Origin of the sequence: Chitinophaga sp. SYP-B3965 (assembly GCF_009647655.1) — a bacterium.
In the GTDB taxonomy this organism is placed as follows: Bacteria; Bacteroidota; Bacteroidia; order Chitinophagales; family Chitinophagaceae; genus Chitinophaga.
The window spans coordinates 14,995-37,582 of the sequence record NZ_WJFD01000005.1; the positions used below are offsets into that span (position 1 = coordinate 14,995).

The window sequence follows — 22,588 nt, forward strand, 5'->3', positions numbered from 1 at the left end:
GATATGACGTTACTCACAATAGCAATTGATTGGTTTTATGTTACGGAGAAGATACTGCTCATATCGGCAGTGTTGGGCGTGTCATTGGTAATTGCCATGTATTCTACCTGGCTGGAAAGAAAAGTAGCAGCCTGGATCCAGGACCGCCGTGGTCCTAACCGTGCCGGTCCGTTTGGTTTATTACAACCTTTAGCGGATGGTGGAAAATTATTCTTTAAAGAAGAGATCATTCCTTCTACGGCTAATAAGTTCTTATTTATACTTGGTCCTTCTATGGCCATGCTTACTGCCTGTATGACCAGTGCTGTTATCCCCTGGGGAGATGTGCTGACGATTGCGGGCAGAGAAGTGAGCTTACAGATCGCGGATATCAATATTGGTGTGTTGTGGGTGATCATGGTGGTAGGTATGGGTGTGTATGGAATTATGATAGGGGGCTGGGCTTCCAATAACAAGTTCTCTTTGCTGGCTGCCTGCCGCGGAGCTTCGCAGGTGATCTCTTATGAGTTGCCGATGGGGCTTGCGCTGATCGCTTTGTTTATGATCAGTGGTTCTCCCAGTTTGAAAGATATTGTAGAGCAACAACGGGAAAGTGGTATCTGGAATGTGTTCCTGCAGCCTGTAGGGTTCCTGATCTTTTTGATCTGTGCCTTTGCTGAGTGTAACCGTACTCCGTTTGACTTACCAGAGGCAGAGAATGAATTGAATGGTGGATATCACCTGGAATATTCTTCCATGAAACTGGGCTTTTACCTGTTTGCAGAGTATATCAATATGTTTATCAGCTCTGTGCTGATGGCTACTTTATATTTCGGTGGTTATCATTTCTGGTTCCTGGATAGCCTGGGATTGAGCCCTAATATGGTGACCATCCTGGGCATGGTTATATTATTCGGAAAAACAATTATGTTCATCTTCTTCTTCATGTGGGTTCGCTGGACGTTACCGCGTTTCCGCTATGACCAATTGATGAAGCTTGGCTGGAAGATATTGATACCACTGGCATTGGTGAACATGATCGTAACTGGTGGTGTGATCCTGTACCGCACGATTGGATTTTAATACATAACATTCGAAACTCATTATATGCAAACACTAACGAACAGAGCACAACCGGTGGACAGACGGCCCATGACATTTTGGGAGAAGATGTATTTGCCGGCTATTGCTAAGGGCATGGGGATCACTTTTAAGCATATATTCAAGAAGAAAGCTACTATTAGTTATCCTGAAGAAAAGCGGCCTTTTAGCCCGGTATTCCGTGGTTTACATGTGCTGAACAGGGATGAGGAAGGCCGCGAACGTTGCACGGCCTGTGGTTTGTGTGCAGTGGCTTGTCCTGCTGAGGCCATTACGATGGAAGCGGCGGAGCGTAAAACAGGAGAGGAGAACTTATACCGTGAAGAGAAATATGCGGCCCGTTACGAGATCAATATGCTGCGTTGCATATTCTGTGGTTTCTGTGAAGAGGCCTGCCCCAAAGAAGCTATTTACATGACAGAAACCTTTGCTCCTTCTAATTTCCAGCGTAAAGGTTTTATCTATGGAAAAGATGATCTGCTGATCCCTGATCCTAAGCATCCACTCACTGTAACTAAGAAAGACTAACTAGCAATGGGAATGAGTATAGAACAGATTATTTTTATTGTGCTTTCTTCAATAGCCATTGCAGCTGCACTGGGTGTTATTTTAAGCAAAAATCCCGTTAACAGCGTGTTGTGCATGATCATTTGCTTTGTTGCAATAGCAGGGCATTACATCATGCTGAATGCGCAGTTCCTTTTTATTGTACACCTTATTGTGTACACCGGCGCCATCATGGTACTGTTCCTCTTTGTACTGATGATGATGAACCTCAATGCGGAGATAGAACCACAGAAGCGTAACTGGTTAAAATATGCAGGAGCTATCAGTGGCGGCGCTTTGTTGCTGGTACTGGTAGGTGCGCTGCGGGAAGCTAGTTTGCCCGCCATCAATGCAGGAGCGTCTTCTGACATTGGGTTGATCTCTAACCTTGGAAAAACATTGTTCACCAGTTATGTGGTGCCTTTTGAACTCAGCAGCGTATTGTTCCTGAGCGCGATGGTAGGTGCGGTTGTAATTGGGAGAAAATAATCATTCACGAATGTTCATTGGCCTGTGTGGCCAGCTAATCATATAATATGCCGGTTCAATATTACATTTTCCTGAGTATCGCCCTGTTCTGCATAGGCATTATGGGGGTATTGATGCGCAGGAACGCAATTATCATCTTCATGTGCATAGAGCTCATGCTCAATGCAGTGAACCTGTTGCTGGTAGCATTTTCCAAGATGTGGGTAGATGCGGGCAGAACAGATGCTGCTTCTGCTCAGCTCTTTGTATTTTTTGTAATGGTGGTAGCAGCAGCGGAAGTGTCTGTGGGCCTGGCCATTATTGTGATGATGTACCGTAACACACATTCGGTAGACATCAATATTCTCAGCAGATTGAAAAACTAAGGAATTTAAAAATAGTATAGATCGATGATACATCTTGTTTGGCTGGTACCGTTCTTACCGTTGTTAGGTTTCCTGATCAATGGATTGGGCAGGAGGTATTTATCTAAATCGCTGACAGGCGTAATTGGCAGCGGCAGCGTATTAGCGGCTTTTGTGATCAGCCTGTTCATCTTTTTTGAAGTGCGCCAACCGGGCTTTATGCCGCAGGTTGTGACGCTGTTTGACTTTATTAGTGTAGGTAACCTTCATATTCCCTTTGCCTTCCAGGTAGATCAGCTGAGCGCTTTGTTCCTGCTGATCATCACAGGCGTTGGGTCCCTCATTCACATTTACTCTACTTCTTACATGCATGAGGAAAGTGACGAAGGATTTGCCCGTTACTTTGCTTACCTCAACCTGTTCGTATTCTCTATGCTGATCCTGGTGCTGGGCGCTAACTACGTGATGATGTTCATCGGGTGGGAAGGTGTAGGGCTTTGCTCTTACCTGCTGATCGGTTTCTGGTTTAAGAACACTTCTTATAATAAAGCGGCTAACAAAGCTTTCATCATGAACCGGATTGGTGACCTTGGCTTTTTGCTGGGCATCTTCCTGCTGATCCAGCAGTTCGGTTCTGTTACTTTCTCGGATGTTTTTGCACAGGTGCCAACATTGGGTGAGAACAGCGGGGTGCTTTTTGCAGTGGCCATGCTGCTCTTCATTGGCGCCATGGGTAAATCTGCACAGGTTCCTTTATATACCTGGTTGCCGGATGCGATGGCGGGTCCTACTCCGGTATCTGCATTGATACATGCTGCCACGATGGTAACGGCGGGTATCTATATGATAGCACGCAGCAACGTGATCTATTCCCTGGCTCCCTGCATTCAGAGCATCATTGCTATTGTAGGACTGGTAACTGCTTTACTGGCTGCCACGATTGCACTGAAGCAAAATGATATTAAAAAAGTACTGGCCTACTCTACGGTGAGCCAGTTGGGTTATATGTTCGTAGCATTGGGCGTTGGCGCTTATACAGCTGCGGTGTTCCATGTAATGACGCATGCTTTCTTCAAAGCATTACTGTTTCTTGGTTCTGGTTCTGTGATCCATGCTATGGGTGGCGAGCAGGATATTCGTAAAATGGGTGGATTGAAAAAGTGGATGCCTATAACGAATATCACTTTCCTGATCGGCTGTCTGGCTATTTCCGGTATCCCTGGTCTTTCCGGTTTCTTTTCTAAAGATGAGATCCTGGCAAATGCCTTTGGTTTTAACAAGATCATTTATGCAGGGGCTTTGATCGGTGCTTTACTGACGGCCTTCTACATGTTCCGTTTATATTACATCACATTCACGGGTAAATTCCGCGGTACGCATGAGCAGGAACATCATTTGCATGAAAGTCCTGCTGCCATTACGTTCCCGCTAGTCATCCTGGCAGTGCTTTCTGTGATCGGTGGTTATGTGGGTATGCCGGAAGTATTTGGTGTGCCGCATTTCCTGGGGGAATATTTGTCTCCCATTTTTGCACCTTCTGCTCCTTTCCTGCATGCACATCATTTGAGCCATGAGCTGGAATGGGGACTGATGGGGCTTAGCTCCGGGCTGGTGATCATTGTGATCTTCTTTGCGAGAAGCAAGTTCAGACAGTACCAGGATAATGGTGTTGCAAATACCGGCCTTGCCAAAGTGCTGGAGAATAAATGGTATGTGGATGAACTGTATGAAGCTGTTATCGTAAAACCTTTGATGGTATTGAGCGGATTTTTCCAGGATACGGTGGAGCGATCTGGCATTGATGCTACTGTAAATGGTGTGGGCCGTGGCGTGAAATGGAGCAGCCGGCAGATCCGGTTACTGCAGAACGGGCAGGTAGGCTTTTACATCTTTGCGATGGTGATTGGTATGATCGTATTGTTTGTGATCAGTTTGTTTTTATAAATCGATAGCGGATTAAGAAAAAGATATGTTGACAGTATTACTCATATTGCTTCCTTTGATAACAGGTCTGATCACATTCGGAACGAAAGGTGCCAGTGCGAAAGTACTGAGCCTGTTGTCATCATTAGCCACACTGGTGATTGCAGTAATTGCCTGGTTAAAGTTTAAGACTGCACCGGATGCATTACAATTTACAGTAGACTGGATCCCGCAACTGGGTACGCAGTTCAATGTAGGATTGGATGGCATGGGCGTGATGCTGATCCTGCTGACGGCTATTTCCTTCCCGCTTATCTTCATCACCATTTTCAGCAGGAATTATGAGCGTTCGGGTGCATTCTATGGTCTGATGTTATTGAGCCAGGCCGGATTGATAGGTGTGTTCACTGCTTACGATGCTTTGTTGTTCTATATGTTCTGGGAACTGGCGCTTATTCCGGTGTACTTCCTTTGTTCTATGTGGGGTGGGGAAAGAGCAGTGCCTGTTACGTTTAAATTCTTTGTATACACTTTTGCAGGATCTCTGCTGATGCTGGTTGGCATCATTTATATCTATAGCCAAACGCCTGGCGGTTCTTTCAGCTGGACGACATTCACTTCCATGCAATTGAGCAGTACGGAGCAATCCTGGCTCTTCTGGTTATTCTTTGTGGCCTTTGCTATTAAGATGCCGGTATTTCCTTTCCACACCTGGCAGCCGGATACGTATGAGCAATCTCCTACTCCGGTAACGATGGTGCTGAGTGGTATCATGGTGAAGATGGGATTGTTTGCTGTTGTGCGCTGGTTGTTGCCTGTATTGCCGAAAGGTGCTTACATGTGGCAGGAGGCGGCTATTGTATTATCAGTGATCGGGATCATCTATGCTTCCTGCATCGCTATCATGCAATCTGATATTAAACGCCTGATCGCTTATTCTTCTATTGCACACATTGGTTTAATGAGTGCTGCTATTTTTGCGAATAACGAGCAAAGCATGCAGGGTGTGATGGTGCAGATGTTCAACCACGGTATCAATATCATTGGTTTGTGGATGCTGGTGGAAGTGATACAGAACAGGCTGAACACAAAGAATATGAATGAAATGGGTGGTATTGCCACGCATGCGCCGAAACTGGCGATTGCACTGGTGATCGTAAGCTTCGCAAATATTGCGCTTCCTTTAACGAACGGGTTCATCGGGGAGTTCCTGATGTTCAGCGGTTTGTTCCAGTATAATCCATGGTTTGCTGCGGTGGCAGGTGTTGCTGTTATCCTGTCAGCCGTGTATATGTTGCGGATGCTGCAAAAGGTGATCTTTGGAGAAGCCAATGCACAAACGGCTTCGATGAGAGACCTGAAGGCAGGAGAGATACTGGCCATTGGAGTGGTGGTAGCAGTGATCTTTATCTTGGGCTTTTATCCCAAACCACTGCTGGAACTGGTAAACAGTACTTCACTGTTAGTGAATGCCATTAATTTTAAATAGAGATTCTGTAACGCTAAGATATGAACGCATTAATTTCTACTGCTGTATTTGGAATTGTACTGATGTTTATCGGGCTGTTCGTAAAGAACAGGCAGCACATTAAATATTATGCTGTTGCCGGCACTATCATTGCTTTTATTGCCAACTGGTTTGACGCCCAGCTGGTGACCAATGGGAGTGTTGTACTGCACAACATGATCGAAGTAAGTAAATTCTCTGTGCTCTTCAATGCAGTGGCTATTACTGCTACCTTCCTTTATTTTGTTCTTTGCGGCAGCGCATTTGAAAAAGCGGGAGATGATGTGGCGGATTATTTTGCACTGACCTTCTTTATCCTTGCCGGGATCACACTATCTGGTTCTTTTTACAACCTGCTCATGCTGTTCCTGGCTATTGAGATCATTTCTATTCCGCAATATATCCTTGCCGGTGTGGACAAGAAGAACCTGAAAAGTAATGAAGCATCCCTGAAATACTTTTTGATGGGCTCCTTCACAACAGGTATCCTGTTGATGGGTATTGCCCTGATCTATGGTGCTACCGGTACTTTCAATATCCGTGAAATGGGTCTTGGAACGGGTGATCTGAGTCCGCTGGCTTTATGTGGTATTATCCTGCTGGGTTTTGCGCTGGCCTTTAAAGTATCTGCTGCTCCTTTCCATTTCTGGACGCCGGATGTATATGATGGTTCTCCTACTGTATTTACTGCCTTTATGGCTACTGTGGTGAAAGCGGCCGGTTTTATTGCTTTCATGCGTTTGTTCCATGTGAGCTTTGCGGGTGGAAACCTTAGCACACACTGGCAACTGATCATCGCTATCATTACGGCAGCTACTTTGCTGATCGGTAACTTTACCGCGGTATTCCAGCAAAGTGTAAAAAGGATGCTGGCTTACTCGAGTATTGCGCAGGCAGGATTTATGCTTTTTGCCATTGTGGCGGTGAATGAAAGGTCCAGCCAGGGGATCATCCTCTATTCTGTGGCTTACAGTGTGGCTACCATTGGGGTTTTTGCTATCCTGCTGAAACTGAAGGACTATACTTTTGAAGGATATAACGGCCTGGCCCAGAAACATCCGGTGCTGGCTTTGGTAAATACGATCTTCCTGTTGTCGTTGGCGGGTATCCCTTTAACGGCGGGATTTTTTGCCAAATATTTTGTGCTCAGCGCAGCGGTGCAACAGGGACAATTGCTGTGGCTGGTGATCCTGGCGGTATTATGTGCGGCAGTGAGTGCTTACTACTACTTCCGTGTGATCATAGCCATGTATTTCAAGGCGGGTGATGCGGAAACCTCAGAACCTATCACTATCGGCTTCAAAGCTGTGCTGGTGGTTGGTGCAGGAATAATTATCCTGCTGGGGATCTTCCCGAACCTGCTGCTTCAATTCCTGTAATTTAGCATACAACTATATTAGAAGGCGCTTCTTTTCAAGGAGCGCTTTTTTTATGGGTTTTAGATTAACTTTACTATAACCCGTATTTATGCAAATTCGCGATATATACTTTCTGGCGCTCCGCTCCATCACTGCAAACCGTTTAAGGACGTTCCTGACGGTGACTATCATAGCTATTGGTATCATGGCCCTCGTAGGGATACTCACTGCCATCGATGTGATGCAGAACAAGATCTATGACAGTTTTGCCAATATGGGGGCGAATGGGTTTTCCATCCGGAACCGGGAGCTAAATATCCGGATCGGCGGCCGGGGTAATGCTACCCGGGGCACCAGCCAGAAGCTGAAAGTGCGTAATTCCAACAAGAACAAGGTGATCTCTTTTGATGAAGCGATGGCTTTTAAAGAGCGGTATAATTTCCCGGCTACGGTAGGTGTTTCTTTTCGTGCGGGTGGTGGCATGACGGTATATAAAGACGAAAAGAAAACTAACCCCACAGTGCAGGTGATAGGAGGGGATGATAACTATTTGCAATTATCTAATTACGACCTATTGATGGGCCGTAATTTCAATAAAGCGGATCTTGAGTCCGGGCGGAATGTGGCTATCCTGGGAAATGATGTGGTGAAGAAATTGTTCCCGGATAAACCGGAGCAGGCACTGAATACAAATGTGCGGGTAGGAAACGTGCGGTACCGGGTGATAGGGATCCTGGGAAGCAAGGGTAGCAGTAATCTTTTCAGTGCGGATAATGTGGTGGTGACAACGGTTACCAGTACGCGGCGGGTATTTAACAGACCGAATGCTTCCTACCAGGTGAATGTGAATGTAAATGATGTGGCCCAAATAGACGCGGCTATCGGAGAGGCCACCGGTGATTTCAGGGTGATCCGGAAGATGAATTCTTTTGAGGAGAATAACTTCTACATGAGCCGCAGTGATAGTGTGGCAGAAATGTTATTCAATAGTTTAGCTACTGTTACCATGGCTGCGGGGTTAATAGGATTTATTACACTCTTTGGTTCTGCCATTGGTTTAATGAATATCATGCTGGTGTCTGTGGCAGAACGCACGCGTGAAATTGGGGTGAGTAAAGCCCTGGGGGCCACGTCGTCCACTATTAAGAAGCAATTTATTGTGGAGGCGATCCTGATCAGTGTGTTGGGAGGAGTGAGTGGAGTGATCCTGGGAATGATGATCGGGAACCTGCTGTCTTTGGTGATGGGAACAACTTTCCTGGTGCCCTGGCTTTGGATCATTGGGGGGATCCTGTTGTGTGCTACGGTTGGGTTGATCTCTGGAATTTATCCTGCCATGAAGGCTGCCAAGCTGGACCCTATTGTGGCACTGCGTTACGAATAAAAACATTTACTATCCCGGGGAAGCTTTTCCCCGGGATCGTTTTTTTAAAAGAACAGTTGGGATAATGCATTCGTTGCATCGTTCGTTTTAGGTTTCAGCCCCAGGAACTTGGTGTACTGTGCCACCGTTAATAATCCTTTCAGCTTTTTAAACAATCCACCTTGCAGACCAGCGAATTTAGAGGCATAAGCTGCTTTGTCCGTATTGGCTAATCCCATGATGCCTGATTTATCTTTCAGGAATCCGGTTACGGCTGTCAGGACATTCGGCTTTTGCGTTTCTGAGAGGGAGAGGGCTGGTACCAGTTTCCCAATAATTGAATTGGCCATGCCATTCACATCTATGCCGGCAGCTTGCGCGGCTTTAGCGGTATTTTTTGCTTTGTCCAGCACACTTTGTGCGAGCGTAACGGAACTGGTTACTGACAGGAGCAGCAGGGCTGCGAAGATCTTTTTCATGTTGACGGGGGATTAATTTAGGTTACCAGTTAATTACAAGTAAAGTGGGGCAATTGTTGAGTGATGGGTAAAGGAATAATGGGAGAATGATGGGAGGGTGATGGGAGAACTATGGGAGAATGGTGGAGATGGTGTGGACTTGGTGTGGACTTGGTGTGGAGATGATGTGGACTTGAGGTGGACTTGAGGTGGACTTGAGGTGGACTTGAGGTGGACTTGGTTTGGGCTATTTGTTGATTATCAGTGGATTGTGTTAGGTTAAAAAAGGGTTGTTCATCATAGACAAACAACCCTTTTTCACAAATATCAGCGGGAGATTACTCAGCTACCACTTCGAATTCCAGTTCGGTATCGTTTCCTTTACCGAAATCGAGGCGTGCTTTGTAAGAACCCAGTTCTTTTACATCGCCAATGATATGGATACGACGACGGTCGATCTCATATCCTTTTTGTTCTTTGATAGCACGTGCGATCTGAACGCCGGTAACACTACCAAAGATCTTGCCGGAAGTACCAGTTTTAGCACCGATCTTCACAGGAGAAGCTTTGAGAACTTCCACCACTTTCGCGATTTCAGCCATCATTTTTTCTTCTTTCACCTTTTGCACCTTCACGCGTTCGTTCAGTTGCTTCAGGTTGGAAGAGCTTGCTTCTACGGCAACCTTTTGTGGGATCAGGAAGTTCCTGGCGTAACCGTTCTTTACAGTTACCAGTTCATTCTTCTGGCCCAGATTATCTACATCTTGTATTAAGATTACTTGCATTGTTTCTTACTTTAAAAGGTCAGTAACATAAGGCAATAAAGCCATTTGACGAGCTTTCTTGATAGCCTCAGCTACCTTGCGCTGGAATTTCAGAGAGTTACCACTGATACGGCGAGGAAGCATCTTGCCCTGATCGTTCAGGAATTTTTTCAGGAACTCGGCATCTTTGTAATCTACATACTTGATACCTAATTTCTTGAAGCGGCAGTATTTCTTCTGGCGCTTCTCCTGCTTAACGGCTGTTAAGTACTTGATTTCTTGTTTTACTGCCATAACTTAAGCTTCTACTGGTTTAGGTTCAGCATTCAGGTTACCTCTTTTCCGGGTGTTGTACGCTTGCGCGTGCTTGTCCAGTTTGTTCACCATGTAACGCAATACATTTTCATCGCGATTCAGCTGAATCTTCAGCTTCTCATTGAGGTCGGATGGCGCAGTGTACTCCAGAACCAGGAACATGCCCGTGGTTTTCTTCTGGATTGGGTACGCCAGTGATTTTAGACCCCAGGGATTCTCGTGCACAATTGCACCGCCATTATCCTTGATAATGTCAGCGAATTTTTTCTGAATGGCTTTGTAGTCCTCTTCAGAAAGCACAGGGGTAAAGATCACCATCAATTCGTAGTTTGACATAATTTTCCCTTGTTTGTTAATAATGTAAAAAAAATAAAAATTGGAGTGCAAAGATAGGGGTAATTTCTGATTCTTCCGCTTTACTGGCGCGAATTTCCGTTAATTTAAACGGGGATACTTTTGGTATCCCCGTTTATTTGCTAACATGCTTGTTATCAGCGGGTAATAAATATCTTCTTAACCTCAGTCTTATTGCCGCTTTGAACCCTCAGGAGGTAAATGCCGGCAGGCATGTTCCCAACGTCCACTTTTCTCAGATTCATGCCTTTGGAGAAGTTCAGCTGACTTTGGTAGCGAATTACTCCTTGCAGATCAATTAATTGGATAGAAGCCGGACCAGCTTGCGGGGCATCCATATAAATATAGAGCTGCCTGCCCAGGATGAGGCATAATAACCTGAACCAGGATTCGCGGCTCAATACCAGTACGCTTTGAACGGAACTGTATTGGAAAGTGCTGTCCTTGCTGACCTGTTTCAGGCGGTAATACCAGTAGCCGGGTAATACGGAACCATCGAAACTTTGGTAAGCGGCCCCTTGTATGTTTTGGGCAGGTACAGTATCTATTGGTGTGTAATTCCGCTGGTTCAGAGAACGCTCTACAATAAACTTGTCGTTGTTGATCTCGCGGGTGGTGTTCCAGGTTAATCTTACCCCGCCATCATCTTCCCGGGCTGTGAAAGTGGTCATCACAACCGGATGGGCCAGTACCCGGATATCATAACGACTGATGATCGGGAAGTGGTCTGAAGTAAAGGTACTATAAGAAGGGATGATGGTTTCTACAAACCGCAGCACTTTAGCGGATTGCGGAACATAGGCCAGCTGCATTTCATTGGAGCCCATGGCGTGATCTATCATATCAGGGAAAGAAGCGGTGGAACGTTGTTTGGCCAGGCTGAGTTCATATGTGAATGGTGTATAATTCAGCGAATCCAGTTTGAAATCTATATAAGAAGTAGTGGTGTCCGGCGCCATTTCGGAAGTGATGGTCCTGTCGAAATCATCATTAAAATCTCCTAATACCAGGATGTTCTTATAAGGATATTGTGCATCCAGGGAGTCTTTCATCTCTTTGTTGCCATCTTTCCTTCTATGCCAGCTTTCAATTTTCTCTGCTGTATTGCCTGTATTGGCTTTGGCATGGAGGACGATAAAATGGATGCGGGCGGTATCACTATTCATGACCACATTGGCTTCCATGAGATAAGGGAACCGTCCGGAGGACCAATTGTAATAAGCAGTGGGGCTGCCTCCTTTACGTAAAACACCGTAGGTGCGGATACTTTTTACCAAAGAGTCTTTATATACAAAGGCTAACTTTTGCGCGCTGTCATATAAGGGAGCAGTAAGACTATCCACTCTTGAGCCGAAATCTGATACCAGGTATTTGTAACCGGGCATGGAATCTACGATGGCTTTTAAACGGATGGTGTCTACAACTTCTACGAGGGCGAAAATGTCCGCATTCACGCTGCGCATTACTTTGAGGGCGTTGGCCTGTTGCAATGCTTCGTTTGTTGGGCCAAAATCCAGGTGGCCGAACCATTCCATATTCCAGTTCACCACTTTCAGGGTACGCAGGGAAGTTCCGGTGAGATTCACCCTGCTGGCGGAAAGCGCTGCTGAAGAGAAACTCAGGGTGCCTGTGTAATTCTGATCTGCAGCCGAAGGAGCAAACCTGGCCCATACGGTATGAGGGTCTGTATCATTAAAGGTCAACGTGGGATAGTACTGCACCTTATCCAGTGATATTTCAAAGTTGGAAGGGGCGGTTACATGTAATGGTGCGGTGAGATCATTTGCCCAGAAAGTAAAGGGCTGGGGATCTGAACGGGTGCCGGCTTTGCTGTAATCAAAATCCAGTTGTGCCGGGGAAGTTGTAACAGTAGGAGCAGGTGCTGTGGCGGAATTGGTGATGTGTACATCATCCAAAGTCCAGCGGCTAGCTTGCAAAGTAGGGGAGGAAGTATATACCCAGGCGATGTAAACATCTGTTCCTTTGAAAGCTGCCAGGTTGATGCCCTGAGACGTAAACCACACATCAGAGCCGGTTTCAGGGAAACGGCCGTTGATGGTTGTCCAGCTGGCAAGATGCGGATCCCCGCTGCCACTGTAATCTGTGGATATTTTTAATTCCAGGCCGGGGCCTGCAAATGCACTCCTGCTGGCAAAAGACAACAGCGGGAAGTTGAATCCGCAGAGATCCAGCACTGGTGCGATCAGCCAGTCTTCATTATCTTTTGCCCCGCTGGCAAATCCATTAATTTGCATACCATTGCCGGTTTGGCCAAATGTAGTACAGGCCCAGGTTTGATCCCCGATCACACTGTATTGGGTAAAACCATTTATACAAGTGGTAAAGTCGAAATCCAGTAACTGGCTGCCGGTGGTAAATGACCACTGGGTGCTGTCTGAAATTCCGGCAGCGCCATTTCCGTTGGAATCCTGGATGGCGTTGCTGTCCAGCATCACATAATAAGTACGATTGCCACGCAGGGTGGCAGGGATGGTTAAGGTGTTGCCGGAAATAGTTATCGCGGGGTTATTGATGTCTAATACCTGGGTGTTTATGGTCACATTGCCCGCATTCTTACGGATGTTCTCGTCATATGTTATCACCAAACTGCTGCCGGGTTGTACGCCAGTGGCTCCATTCGCCGGAGATAAACTGCTGATCACAGGAGGTGTAACATCTCCGCTCACACCGCCAACAGTTATACTGTCAATCGCAAAGCTGGGCCTGGAGCCTGCTCCACCGATCTGGCGGTTCACCCATCTTAATTGTACAACAGGTACATTCTCACATTCCGCCGGCAACAATACCTGTTTGAAAACAAGGTTTTGCGGTGTGGTGATCCCGGAGCCGGTTTGCAAGGTGGTATTATTCTGATAGGCCGTGGAGGGCAGATTGGTGAAATTACCGCTGGTGCCCGCCCGGTATTGTAATACCACTTCGTTGATGCGGGTATTACTGTTGTTATCATATGGATTGCGGATCGTCATTACCTCGAAACCCACGCTCACATTGGTGCTGCCGGTTGTGTTTACGCTGAGCGCCACGGAATTGTCCGCGCTGCCGCTATTGAGGAAGCCGACTTTTCCGTTGTAATTGTGAACGCCGTTGGTTGTGGAGGAAGCGGTGCTGTTTGCCGCCAGGGGTTTGTCAGCCGCTGCCGGCGCCACATTGAAACTGCCGGAAGGGGAGCCGCTTAATGTCCAGCCCAGCCATCCGTCTGGTAAAACGGTAGCATTGTGTGGCATGGCGGAAAATGTTTGTAAGTAGGGTATTGACTGTGGTACCGGGTTTGTTTGTGCAAGGGCCAAAAGGGGTACCAATAGACATGATAGGAGTAAAGCTCTTTTCATAAAGGGTTTTTGGGAGGGGTTCTGAAATATGGTTACTATGCTAATTTACATCAGTTCATTTATACGGGAAAAGAAGTTTTTGTTAACTTAAGGGCGGACGGTCATCTTGTCAGCCGGGTATCCACTGGCATAGCCTTTGACCAACAACCTCCGTTAAAAACTGATCAATTATGCAGAAAGGCGCTATACGTGTACAAACAGAGAACATTTTCCCCATTATCAAAAAGTTCCTTTATTCTGATCACGATATTTTTTTACGTGAACTGGTAAGTAATGCGGTGGATGCCACGCAGAAGCTTAAAACACTGGCCAGCGTTGGAGAATTTAAAGGTGACATTGGGAATACAGACATTACTGTATTGCTGGACAAAGAAAAAAAGACCATCACTATTTCTGATCGTGGTGTGGGTATGACGGCTGAGGAAGTTGATAAATATATCAACCAGGTAGCTTTCTCCGGTGCGGAAGAATTTGTGAACAAGTATAAAGGTCAAACTGACGGAGCGAATATCATTGGCCACTTCGGCCTTGGTTTTTATTCTTCTTTCATGGTGAGCAGCCAGGTAGAGATCTATTCTAAATCCTGGCGCCCTGATACAAAAGCCGTTCGCTGGGAATGTGATGGCAGCCCGGAATATGAACTGGAAGAAACAGAGAAAGCAGAACGCGGTACAGACATTGTGATGCATATCAATGAGGAAAGTGAAGAGTTCCTGGATGAAAACCGCATCCGTACTATCCTGGAAAAATTCTGCCGTTTCTTACCTATCCCCATTCGTTTCCAGGATACACAGATCAATAATACTTCTCCTGCATGGGTTAAAAAGCCGAGTGAATTAACCACAGAGGATTATCAGAACTTTTATAAAGAACTGTATCCTTATGCAGAAGCACCATTGTTCTGGATACACCTGAACGTGGATTATCCTTTCAACCTTACAGGGATCCTGTACTTCCCCAAGATCACGAAATCTTACGAGGTCCAGAAGGACAAGATCAGCCTGTACAGCAACCAGGTTTATGTAACAGATGAAGTGAAGAACATTGTGCCGGAATTCCTGATGCTGCTGCATGGTGTGATAGATTCTCCGGATATTCCGTTGAACGTAAGCAGGAGTTATCTGCAGGGAGATCCTAACGTGAAAAAGATCAATGCACACATCACTAAAAAGGTAGCGGATAAACTGGATGAAATGTTCCGGACAGACCGTCCTTCCTTTGAAGAAAAATGGGAACATATTGGCCTGTTTGTGAAATATGGTATGATGACGGAAGACAAGTTTGCTGAAAAGGCAAGCAAATTCCATGTGATGGCAGATGTAGACAACAGTGCATTTTATACATTGGAAGAATACCGCACGGCTACAGCTGCGATACAAACTAATGCAGAAGGTAAGCTGGTGATCTTATATGCTACGAATCCTGTTCAGCAGGATAGTTACATCCAGGCTGCACAAGCGAAAGGATATAAAGTAGTGAAGCTGGATACGATGGTGGATGCTGGTTTCATCAACCAGATGGAAACCAAATGGGAGAATGTACAATTCAACCGGGTGGATGCGGACATCGCAGATAACCTGATCAATAATGAAGCAAAGGCGATCAGCGTATTGAGCGAAGAGCAGGAAGGCAAACTGAAAGACATGTTCGGTCAGCAGATCCCGCAGCCTAATATCAAAGTGGAATTGAAAGGATTAAGCGCACAGGATCAACCGGTGATCGTAACCCGTTCTGAATTTATGCGCCGGATGAAAGATATGGCAGCCATGGGCGGTTCCGCAAGTATGTTTGCCGGTATGCCGGATGAGATCACGATGACGGTAAATGCCAATCACCCCATTTATCTGAACATCCTGGAAGAAGGGAATGCTGAAAAGCAACAGAAACTGGTACGCAACCTGGCAGACCTGGCTTTGCTTTCCCAGAATTTATTGCAGGGAGCTGAGCTCACGGCATTCGTGAACCGCAGTGTGGAACTGATGGGGAAAGATTAGTTATACATATGAATTCCTGACGAATTATGATAATTTGTAAGCTGGTAGCGGTTTTTAGCGCTGCCAGCTTATCTTTTGGTATGATCATTGTTGTTTTGGTTGTAATGAATCTTCGTAACATGGTGGCAATCAGCTTTGCCTTGATAATAATGGTGGCCTGTTCCAAACAGTCCAATACCGTAGTACCTGATCCTCCGGGAGGTGGCACGGGAAATCCTCCACCAGTTGTGGTGGATTCAGGCAATTTTACTCCCCAGACAATCGGTGTTAGTTTCAAAAAAGTAAATAATCCTAAAGGAATTACCGACTACGTACTTCAAATTCCTGCTTCCTATAATGAAAAGAAAAATACCACGAAGTGGCCGGTGATCATCTTCCTGCATGGTATGGGAGAAAGAGGAACGGATCTGAATAAAGTGAAAAATACAGCGCTTCCTGCTATCGCCGGTAAGGATAAAGATTTCCCTTATATCCTGATCTCTCCGCAATGCAAAGAAGAAACAGGAAACGATTGGTGGAATAATGCGAACCTCGATGCTCTATATGCAGATGTGATGAAAACGTATAACGTGGATCCTTCCCGCATTTATCTTACGGGTCTTAGTATGGGAGGATATGGTGCATGGACGTGGGCACAGGGTAGTCCGGATAAATTTGCTGCAGTAGTACCTATCTGTGGTGCGGGCACACCATCCAATGCCTGTGTGTTAAAGAACAAGCCTATTTGGGTTTTTCATAATGCAGATGATGGCACCGTAAATGTTTCCAATTCACGGGACATGGTGGATGCATTGAAGAAATGCGGTTCCACTATGGTAAAATATACAGAGAATCCAACCGGAGGTCATGATTCCTGGACCAAGGCTTATAAAGATCCTGCATTGTTTGCATGGCTGAGTGAGCAAAAGAAATAATCCGATACCGATACTGCCTATACCTATATGATCAGAAAAATCTTCCTCACGATTGTTTTGTGCTTTTTCGTTGTGCTCACTGTTGGAGCAGATGATGATACGGAAAAGACAATTGCCCACCCTGGTGCTTCCATTAAAAAATACCTGGTTTACATGCCGGATAAATATCGCCGCCGAAGTACAAAGCGTTGGCCTGTGCTCTTTTTCCTTCATGGAAAAGGAGAACGGGGAGATGATCTTAGTAAAGCCCGGATTGCAGGTGTTCCGGAAATACTGGGGCATGATCTTCCTTTCATCCTGATCGTTCCGCAATGTAAACTGTCTGCCCCAACATGGGAAGTAGCCAGCCTGGATTCCTTATACGAAGATGTAAAACGTTCTTACCCTATTGATACCAACCGTGTTTACCTGACAGGTTTAAGTATGGGAGGGTATGGTACCTGGATCTGGGCATCTGCTCATCCGGAACGTTTTGCAGCGATTGTTCCCATTGCAGGTTATGGACTTTCCCGTTTAAATCCCTGTGGCATGAAGGCATTGCCTATCCGGACTTTTCATAACACAGATGATCCCACCATCCAGGTAAGTGAAACCAGGAAGATCGTACAGGCTGTGAAAGCCTGTGGCAATACACAAATTTATTATACAGAAACGCCAACCGGTGGGCATGACTCCTGGACCAGGGCGTATAAAGACCCGGCTTTGTTCACGTGGTTGAGTAAGCAAAAGAATTAGAAATCCTGGAAATCGTAGTAAGAAACTACGGGTCCGCTGGTGCCAGTTACGGAAACCTGCACATAGGTATTCGCATTATCCACGGCATTTACATAAACCGGTGTTGACGGAGTAAGGAATCCATATCCGTTTGCAGAATACACAGTGTAGTTACCAGAAGAAATATACAAGTAGTTGCCGGACCAGCTTAAGCCTGATACGGGGCCGTTGCCGAAGGCATAAATGAAATTCCAAGCAAAAGCGGGCGCATGATTGGAGGTTTTGATACCAGAAGTTGCGTTCATGCTTAAAGTAATGGCAACCATCAATAGAGCAATTCCTTTGATCATAAGATAAATTTTTAGAGGGTTAATGTGGGTTGAACTCTCTAAAAATAACAACACCTCTTTTATTCTTCTCGCCGATCCGTATCATTCTGTCGCTGAATTGTATCATTCTAAGCGGAGGCCCTGATATCTATTACTTTCAATTGTAAGGTTGTATTGCCGTTCCATTCATTCTCTTCCAGCGTGAATACCATATCGAATGGTTTTTTGCTGTTGACCAGTTCAAATTTGTCTGCCATAAAAAAGCCGATGCCGGAAATGGAATGGCTGTTACGTTGTTTGATAGACAGTTTGAGGTGTTCTTCTTTTACAATCTTTGAATAGCCGGTATCTGTTACATTTTTGGCAATGAACAAAGGCCTGAGATTTTCCGGGCCGAGGGGTTCAAATTGCCGCATGATATTATAAAAGGAGGGGGTGATGTCGTTGAAAGTTATTTCCGAATCGATCACTATTTCCGGTATCAGCAGATCGGGATCGATGGTGGCAGCTACGATGGATTCAAATCTTTCCTGGAAGGCTTCCACATTTTCCGGTTTCATGGTCATGCCCGCAGCATAAAAGTGCCCGCCATAATTTTCAAGGAGATCTTTACACTGGTGAATAGCTTCATACACATTAAACCCTGTCACGGAACGTGCGGATCCGGCTACCTGCCCATTACTTTGTGTAAGGATAATAGTAGGGCGGTAGAAATATTTATCGATCAGGCGGGAAGCCACGATCCCTACAACACCTTTATGCCAGTGCGGTTGAAATAATACAGTTGATTTGCGGGTATGTTGCAGGATATCATTCTGAATAATGCTCACTGCTTCCTGCGTGATGGTCATATCAATTTCCTTTCGGTCGAAATTATCTGCGTGCAGCATTTCGGCGAAAGTATAAGCTTTATCGTAATCTTTTTCGATGAAGAGGTTCACGGCTTTCCGGGCATCGTCCATTCTGCCGGCTGCATTTACGCGGGGGGCAATAACGAATACGAGATTGGAAGTGGTCAGTTTTTCTTTTAGTCCGCTTAACTGGATGAGTGCCTTGATGCCAGAACTGGGTGTTTCATTTACCTGCTTTACGCCATGATAGGCCAGTATACGGTTTTCGCCGGTCATGGGAACAATATCAGCTGCAATACTGGTAGCTACGAGGTCTAAATATTGGTATACCTCTTTCATAGGGATACCTTTTTTCTGGGCCAGGGCACTGATCAGTTTGAAGCCAATGCCACAACCGCTTAATTCTTTGTAAGGGTAGGGGCAGTCCTGCTGTTTGGGATTGAGGATGGCCACCGCGTTTGGCAGAATGGGATCTGGCAGATGGTGATCGCATACAATGAAGTCAATTCCCCAACTTTTTGCAGTGGCAATATGGTCTGTGGATTTGATCCCGCAATCCAATGCGATGATGAGGCTTACATCATTATCGCGGGCATGTTCAATGCCCTGCAGGGAAATACCGTAACCTTCCCGGTAGCGGTGAGGGATATAAAATTCAAGGTTTGGATAGATGGTTTCAAGAAAGCTGTAAACGGTTGCCACGGCGGTGGTACCATCTACGTCATAGTCTCCGTAAATGAGGATCTTTTCATGGCGGAAGAAAGCTTCTTCGATACGGGAGATGGCTTTATCCATATCTTTCATGATCCAGGGATCGTGGAGATCTTCCAGTGTTGGACGGAAAAAGTGTTTGGCTTCATCGTATTTTTTGATGCCTCTTTGCACCAGTAATCTACATAGTAAGGGATGAATGCGCAAAGCTGCCTGCAGCTGTTGTTCCGGAATTGGTTGATATTTCTTTACTGTCCAGCGTTTCTGCATGAATTGGTACTCCTTTGTTCTAATCAGTCTTCAATAACCGTAATATAAGGATGATTAGCGTATAATCGGCTGTAATGAGCGCTAAATCAGAGATTGTTTGTGCTAAAACGTGTAAAAAACTTTAAAATTTCCTGTCTGTGGTGAATCTCACTAGTGTTTCCAATCCTGCGCGGATATTACTGTCGGGGAATTCATGTAAAATGGCTAGTGCTTCGTCGCGGTATTGCAGCATTTTCTGCCGGGTATAGTCTATACCGCCGCTTTCTTTGACCATGGTGATCACTTCGTTGACCTTGTCTTTTTCCTTATTGTGGTTCTTTACTATATTAATTATATGTCTGCGTTGTTCAGCTGTGCCATGTTGGAGGGTGTAGATCAGGGGGAGGGTCATTTTCTTTTCCCGGATATCGATACCGGTAGGTTTTCCGATATTAGCGGGGCCGTAATCGAAAAGATCGTCCTTGATCTGGAAGGCGATGCCTACTTTTTGGCCGAAAAGGTGCATTTTTTCCGTGATCTCGTCATTGGCGGTGGTGCTCCAGGCGCCGGCTGCACAAGCTGAAGCCAGGAGGGAAGCTGTTTTCCGCTGGATGATATCAAAATAGACGTCTTCCTTAATATCCAGTTTCCGGGTCTTTTCCATTTGGAGGAGTTCCCCTTCGCTCATTTCCCTTACAGCTTTGGACAGGATCTGGAGGGCTTTGTAGTCATTATTATTAAGAGACAATAAAAGGCCTTTAGTGAGGAGGTAATCCCCCACCAATACAGCAATCTTATTTTTCCAGAGTGCATTTACGGAAAAAAAGCCCCGGCGCTCGAGGGAATCATCTACCACATCATCATGAACGAGGGTGGCGGTATGCAGCAGTTCTACGAGGGCGGCGGCCCGGTAGGTACTTTCGTTGATCTCGTTAGTGAACATCCTGGCGGAGAGGATCACGAACATGGGCCGGATCTGCTTTCCCTTTCGTTTTACGATGTAGTGCATGATCCGATCCAGCAGGGGAACGTCACTTTTTACAGCATCTGCAAACTTTCCTTCGAAATCCTGTAATTCCTTCCCAATCAGTTGTTTAATTTCCTCCATATGTTAAAAAAAGGTTCGCTAAGCTACCCCTAAAATACTACATTCTGATAATTTGGCCCCGAATTTGTAGATATTACCGGAAGCGTTCTTTAGATACCCCTTAATTTTGAGGGAGTTATCAATACAAATAAAATCGCAAGAAAAATTTGTATATTCATTAAGGATTTTTACCTTTGCTTGGTAAAAAACGCGTTAATTGTAAAATCTTTAACAGTTTTTAAATAAAAAAACAATTATGGCAAGCAAAAAGTACTTACTACTGGCAGGTGCAATGACTCTTCTGGCAGCATCTCCCGGTTTTGCGCAGGTTAAGCCCTCATACGACGCGCTGGACTCCTCTAAAGTTTCCGCGAAGAATATGGCGCAATTCAACAGTTTCAGAAACAACCAATCTGACTATCCGGCCAAGCCGAGAAATATGTGGGAATTGGGAGTACACGGTGGTTACCACTTTATCCAAGGTGACGTAGCAGCTCTTCCCGGTTTCGGTGGCGGTCTCTCCCTGAGAAAAGCCCTCGGTCATACTTTCTCTATCAGAGGTGAGTATACTGGTTCTTTCGATTATGGTCTGGATTACAAATTGAAACCTAACACAGTAGGTGGCGCTTATAACGCTACTGCCAGCAGAAATGGCGGTTTTGTTGTTCCTGCTTACAGAACAGCAACACACCAACTGTCTTTAGACTTCATCGCTTCTCTGAGCAACATCCTGTTCTACAAAGCTCAACCTAAAGTTAACTGGTACGTTTTCGCTGGTTATGGTTTGATGCTGGCAGACGTTGACGTTGACCAAAATGGTACTACAGGTTATACCTACGGTGCTGGTGGTGCTAACATCAACTTCTCTGGTAAGAAGAAAGATATTCGCGACGCTCTGAAAAACTACCACGACAAAGATTACGAACAAAATGCACCTTCTCAGGGAAATCGCGTTCAGATCGGTCGTAAAGATGACAACCAACTCCTGCGTCATGCGCTGGAATTAGGTACTGGTATTGCTTTCAAAGTTTCTAAACGTTTCAACATTGGTGTTGAAGAGAAATTGACCCTGCCTTTCGATGATTACCTGGACAGTTACACTGCCGGTGCTTACGATGGTACTAAAGATTTCTTCTCTTATACTTCTATTCGTTTGAACTTCAACCTCGGTAACCCCAACAAACGTGTTGAACCATTATGGTGGGTTAATCCGTTGGATTTCGCTTACAACGAGCTGAACAGCCCACGCCGCATGAAGCTGCCTACTCCGGTACTGCCTGATGCTGATGGTGATGGTGTTACTGATCAATTCGATCGCGAACCTAACACTCCAGCTGGTGCTCCCGTTGATTCTCACGGTGTAGCTAAGGATACTGATGGTGATGGTGTTCCTGACTTCAAAGACAAGCAACTGATCACGCCTACTTATTGCTTCCCAGTTGATGCTGATGGCGTAGGTAAATGCCCAGATCCTGAGTGCTGCAAAAACATCGTAGATAAGCCTAATTGCGCTAGCCTGATCTTCCCTAGCGTTGCTTTCAAAGGCAGTGCAACTAAGATCTCTAACGATTTCGAAGCTGTTCTCGGTAGCGTAGCAAATACTCTCCGTTCTAACCCTTCCTGCAACATCCTGGTTACTGGCCACGCTGGTGCTAAAGGTAAAAAAGGTGGTGTTGACCTGAGCTCTCGCCGTGTTGACGCTGTAATCGACTACCTCGCTGAAAAACAAGGTATCGATCGCGGTCGCTTCATCAAGCAAAACACTCCTGGTGATGCTGGTACTGTAGACCTGGCTCCAGCCAACTAATACAACCACACACTGGTAAATATTTAAAAGAGGCTGCTCATATTGAGCAGCCTCTTTTTATGGTAGATATAAATTCGCGAT

Annotated in this window: 20 protein-coding genes; 12 read left to right on the top strand and 8 right to left on the bottom strand. The window is 45.6% G+C overall.

Features of this window, described 5'->3' with window-relative positions:
- Positions 1-3: 3 nt before the first annotated feature.
- The 8 genes from nuoH to GFS24_RS23385 all read left to right on the top strand — a co-directional run bounded on the left by nuoH (position 4) and on the right by GFS24_RS23385 (position 8,631).
- Positions 4-1,062, top strand: a complete 1,059-nt coding sequence (gene nuoH, locus GFS24_RS23350; RefSeq protein ID WP_153663836.1) for an NADH-quinone oxidoreductase subunit NuoH — start codon at positions 4-6, stop codon at positions 1,060-1,062.
- A gap of 24 nt (positions 1,063-1,086) precedes the next feature.
- Positions 1,087-1,608 carry an NADH-quinone oxidoreductase subunit NuoI gene (gene nuoI, locus GFS24_RS23355; protein ID WP_153663838.1) on the top strand — a complete coding sequence of 174 codons (522 nt, stop codon included), beginning with the start codon at positions 1,087-1,089 and terminating at the stop codon, positions 1,606-1,608.
- Positions 1,609-1,620: 12 nt separating this feature from the next.
- On the top strand, positions 1,621-2,115 hold the full coding sequence (locus GFS24_RS23360; RefSeq protein ID WP_153663840.1) for an NADH-quinone oxidoreductase subunit J: 495 nt from the start codon (positions 1,621-1,623) through the stop codon (positions 2,113-2,115).
- Positions 2,116-2,162: 47 nt separating this feature from the next.
- The gene (gene nuoK / locus GFS24_RS23365; protein WP_153663842.1) at positions 2,163-2,480 is read left to right on the top strand and encodes an NADH-quinone oxidoreductase subunit NuoK; all 318 of its coding nucleotides are present in this window, start codon (positions 2,163-2,165) and stop codon (positions 2,478-2,480) included.
- 24 nt (positions 2,481-2,504) lie between these two features.
- Positions 2,505-4,403 carry an NADH-quinone oxidoreductase subunit L gene (gene nuoL, locus GFS24_RS23370; RefSeq protein ID WP_153663844.1) on the top strand — a complete coding sequence of 633 codons (1,899 nt, stop codon included), beginning with the start codon at positions 2,505-2,507 and terminating at the stop codon, positions 4,401-4,403.
- A gap of 25 nt (positions 4,404-4,428) precedes the next feature.
- Complete coding sequence (locus tag GFS24_RS23375) at positions 4,429-5,871, top strand: NuoM family protein (protein ID WP_153663846.1); 1,443 nt, start codon at positions 4,429-4,431, stop codon at positions 5,869-5,871.
- A gap of 20 nt (positions 5,872-5,891) precedes the next feature.
- The gene (locus GFS24_RS23380) at positions 5,892-7,268 is read left to right on the top strand and encodes an NADH-quinone oxidoreductase subunit N (protein ID WP_153663848.1); all 1,377 of its coding nucleotides are present in this window, start codon (positions 5,892-5,894) and stop codon (positions 7,266-7,268) included.
- A gap of 88 nt (positions 7,269-7,356) precedes the next feature.
- On the top strand, positions 7,357-8,631 hold the full coding sequence (locus tag GFS24_RS23385; RefSeq protein WP_153663850.1) for an ABC transporter permease: 1,275 nt from the start codon (positions 7,357-7,359) through the stop codon (positions 8,629-8,631).
- A 44-nt stretch (positions 8,632-8,675) separates the two neighbouring features.
- On the opposite strand, the gene GFS24_RS23390 is transcribed toward GFS24_RS23385, so the two are convergent.
- The 5 genes from GFS24_RS23390 to GFS24_RS23410 form a co-directional block, all read right to left on the bottom strand.
- Entirely contained in the window at positions 8,676-9,089 is a 414-nt protein-coding gene (locus tag GFS24_RS23390) for a hypothetical protein (protein ID WP_153663852.1), read from the bottom strand.
- 317 nt (positions 9,090-9,406) lie between these two features.
- Positions 9,407-9,853: a 50S ribosomal protein L9 gene (gene rplI / locus GFS24_RS23395; RefSeq protein WP_153663854.1), complete on the bottom strand. Its 447-nt coding sequence runs from the start codon at positions 9,851-9,853 to the stop codon at positions 9,407-9,409.
- 6 nt (positions 9,854-9,859) lie between these two features.
- On the bottom strand, positions 9,860-10,126 hold the full coding sequence (gene rpsR / locus GFS24_RS23400) for a 30S ribosomal protein S18 (RefSeq protein WP_074240327.1): 267 nt from the start codon (positions 10,124-10,126) through the stop codon (positions 9,860-9,862).
- A gap of 3 nt (positions 10,127-10,129) precedes the next feature.
- Positions 10,130-10,483: a 30S ribosomal protein S6 gene (gene rpsF / locus GFS24_RS23405; RefSeq protein WP_153663856.1), complete on the bottom strand. Its 354-nt coding sequence runs from the start codon at positions 10,481-10,483 to the stop codon at positions 10,130-10,132.
- Between the two features lie 155 nt (positions 10,484-10,638).
- Positions 10,639-13,746, bottom strand: a complete 3,108-nt coding sequence (locus tag GFS24_RS23410) for an Ig-like domain-containing protein (RefSeq protein ID WP_173003174.1) — start codon at positions 13,744-13,746, stop codon at positions 10,639-10,641.
- A gap of 275 nt (positions 13,747-14,021) precedes the next feature.
- Between GFS24_RS23410 and htpG the strand changes: the two genes are divergently transcribed.
- From htpG to GFS24_RS23425, 3 genes are read left to right on the top strand one after another with little or no spacing between them, the layout of a single operon-like run.
- On the top strand, positions 14,022-15,845 hold the full coding sequence (htpG, locus tag GFS24_RS23415; protein ID WP_153663860.1) for a molecular chaperone HtpG: 1,824 nt from the start codon (positions 14,022-14,024) through the stop codon (positions 15,843-15,845).
- A gap of 26 nt (positions 15,846-15,871) precedes the next feature.
- Positions 15,872-16,759: an alpha/beta hydrolase-fold protein gene (locus GFS24_RS23420; RefSeq protein WP_153663862.1), complete on the top strand. Its 888-nt coding sequence runs from the start codon at positions 15,872-15,874 to the stop codon at positions 16,757-16,759.
- A gap of 27 nt (positions 16,760-16,786) precedes the next feature.
- Complete coding sequence (locus GFS24_RS23425; RefSeq protein ID WP_153663864.1) at positions 16,787-17,494, top strand: alpha/beta hydrolase-fold protein; 708 nt, start codon at positions 16,787-16,789, stop codon at positions 17,492-17,494.
- Here GFS24_RS23425 and GFS24_RS23430 read toward each other — a convergent pair.
- From GFS24_RS23430 to GFS24_RS23440, 3 genes are all read right to left on the bottom strand, one after another.
- The gene (locus tag GFS24_RS23430; RefSeq protein ID WP_153663866.1) at positions 17,491-17,823 is read right to left on the bottom strand and encodes a hypothetical protein; all 333 of its coding nucleotides are present in this window, start codon (positions 17,821-17,823) and stop codon (positions 17,491-17,493) included. The two genes, GFS24_RS23425 and GFS24_RS23430, sit on opposite strands and share 4 nt — an antisense overlap.
- Positions 17,824-17,930: 107 nt before the next feature.
- Positions 17,931-19,634 (bottom strand): single-stranded-DNA-specific exonuclease RecJ, encoded by a 1,704-nt coding sequence (gene recJ, locus GFS24_RS23435; RefSeq protein ID WP_153663868.1) that lies wholly within the window; start codon positions 19,632-19,634, stop codon positions 17,931-17,933.
- Positions 19,635-19,755: 121 nt separating this feature from the next.
- Entirely contained in the window at positions 19,756-20,721 is a 966-nt protein-coding gene (locus GFS24_RS23440) for a polyprenyl synthetase family protein (RefSeq protein WP_153663870.1), read from the bottom strand.
- A gap of 235 nt (positions 20,722-20,956) precedes the next feature.
- Here GFS24_RS23440 and GFS24_RS23445 point away from each other — a divergent pair, with 235 nt between their 5' ends.
- Entirely contained in the window at positions 20,957-22,507 is a 1,551-nt protein-coding gene (locus GFS24_RS23445; RefSeq protein WP_153663872.1) for an OmpA family protein, read from the top strand.
- Positions 22,508-22,588: the final 81 nt, after the last annotated feature.

What these genes read in the sequence shown, in the direction of transcription:
- GFS24_RS23375 (WP_153663846.1), top strand. Translation starts at nt 4,429, where the DNA reads ATGTTGACAGTATTACTCATATTGCTTCCTTTGATAACAGGTCTGATC.
- nuoK (WP_153663842.1), top strand. Translation starts at nt 2,163, where the DNA reads ATGCCGGTTCAATATTACATTTTCCTGAGTATCGCCCTGTTCTGCATA.
- rplI (WP_153663854.1), bottom strand. Translation starts at nt 9,853, where the DNA reads ATGCAAGTAATCTTAATACAAGATGTAGATAATCTGGGCCAGAAGAAT.
- GFS24_RS23420 (WP_153663862.1), top strand. Translation starts at nt 15,872, where the DNA reads ATGATAATTTGTAAGCTGGTAGCGGTTTTTAGCGCTGCCAGCTTATCT.
- GFS24_RS23410 (WP_173003174.1), bottom strand. Translation starts at nt 13,746, where the DNA reads ATGCCACACAATGCTACCGTTTTACCAGACGGATGGCTGGGCTGGACA.
- rpsF (WP_153663856.1), bottom strand. Translation starts at nt 10,483, where the DNA reads ATGTCAAACTACGAATTGATGGTGATCTTTACCCCTGTGCTTTCTGAA.
- nuoH (WP_153663836.1), top strand. Translation starts at nt 4, where the DNA reads ATGACGTTACTCACAATAGCAATTGATTGGTTTTATGTTACGGAGAAG.
- GFS24_RS23445 (WP_153663872.1), top strand. Translation starts at nt 20,957, where the DNA reads ATGGCAAGCAAAAAGTACTTACTACTGGCAGGTGCAATGACTCTTCTG.
- GFS24_RS23425 (WP_153663864.1), top strand. Translation starts at nt 16,787, where the DNA reads ATGATCAGAAAAATCTTCCTCACGATTGTTTTGTGCTTTTTCGTTGTG.
- recJ (WP_153663868.1), bottom strand. Translation starts at nt 19,634, where the DNA reads ATGCAGAAACGCTGGACAGTAAAGAAATATCAACCAATTCCGGAACAA.
- nuoL (WP_153663844.1), top strand. Translation starts at nt 2,505, where the DNA reads ATGATACATCTTGTTTGGCTGGTACCGTTCTTACCGTTGTTAGGTTTC.
- GFS24_RS23385 (WP_153663850.1), top strand. Translation starts at nt 7,357, where the DNA reads ATGCAAATTCGCGATATATACTTTCTGGCGCTCCGCTCCATCACTGCA.
- GFS24_RS23440 (WP_153663870.1), bottom strand. Translation starts at nt 20,721, where the DNA reads ATGGAGGAAATTAAACAACTGATTGGGAAGGAATTACAGGATTTCGAA.
- GFS24_RS23380 (WP_153663848.1), top strand. Translation starts at nt 5,892, where the DNA reads ATGAACGCATTAATTTCTACTGCTGTATTTGGAATTGTACTGATGTTT.
- nuoI (WP_153663838.1), top strand. Translation starts at nt 1,087, where the DNA reads ATGCAAACACTAACGAACAGAGCACAACCGGTGGACAGACGGCCCATG.
- GFS24_RS23360 (WP_153663840.1), top strand. Translation starts at nt 1,621, where the DNA reads ATGAGTATAGAACAGATTATTTTTATTGTGCTTTCTTCAATAGCCATT.
- rpsR (WP_074240327.1), bottom strand. Translation starts at nt 10,126, where the DNA reads ATGGCAGTAAAACAAGAAATCAAGTACTTAACAGCCGTTAAGCAGGAG.
- GFS24_RS23430 (WP_153663866.1), bottom strand. Translation starts at nt 17,823, where the DNA reads ATGATCAAAGGAATTGCTCTATTGATGGTTGCCATTACTTTAAGCATG.
- GFS24_RS23390 (WP_153663852.1), bottom strand. Translation starts at nt 9,089, where the DNA reads ATGAAAAAGATCTTCGCAGCCCTGCTGCTCCTGTCAGTAACCAGTTCC.
- htpG (WP_153663860.1), top strand. Translation starts at nt 14,022, where the DNA reads ATGCAGAAAGGCGCTATACGTGTACAAACAGAGAACATTTTCCCCATT.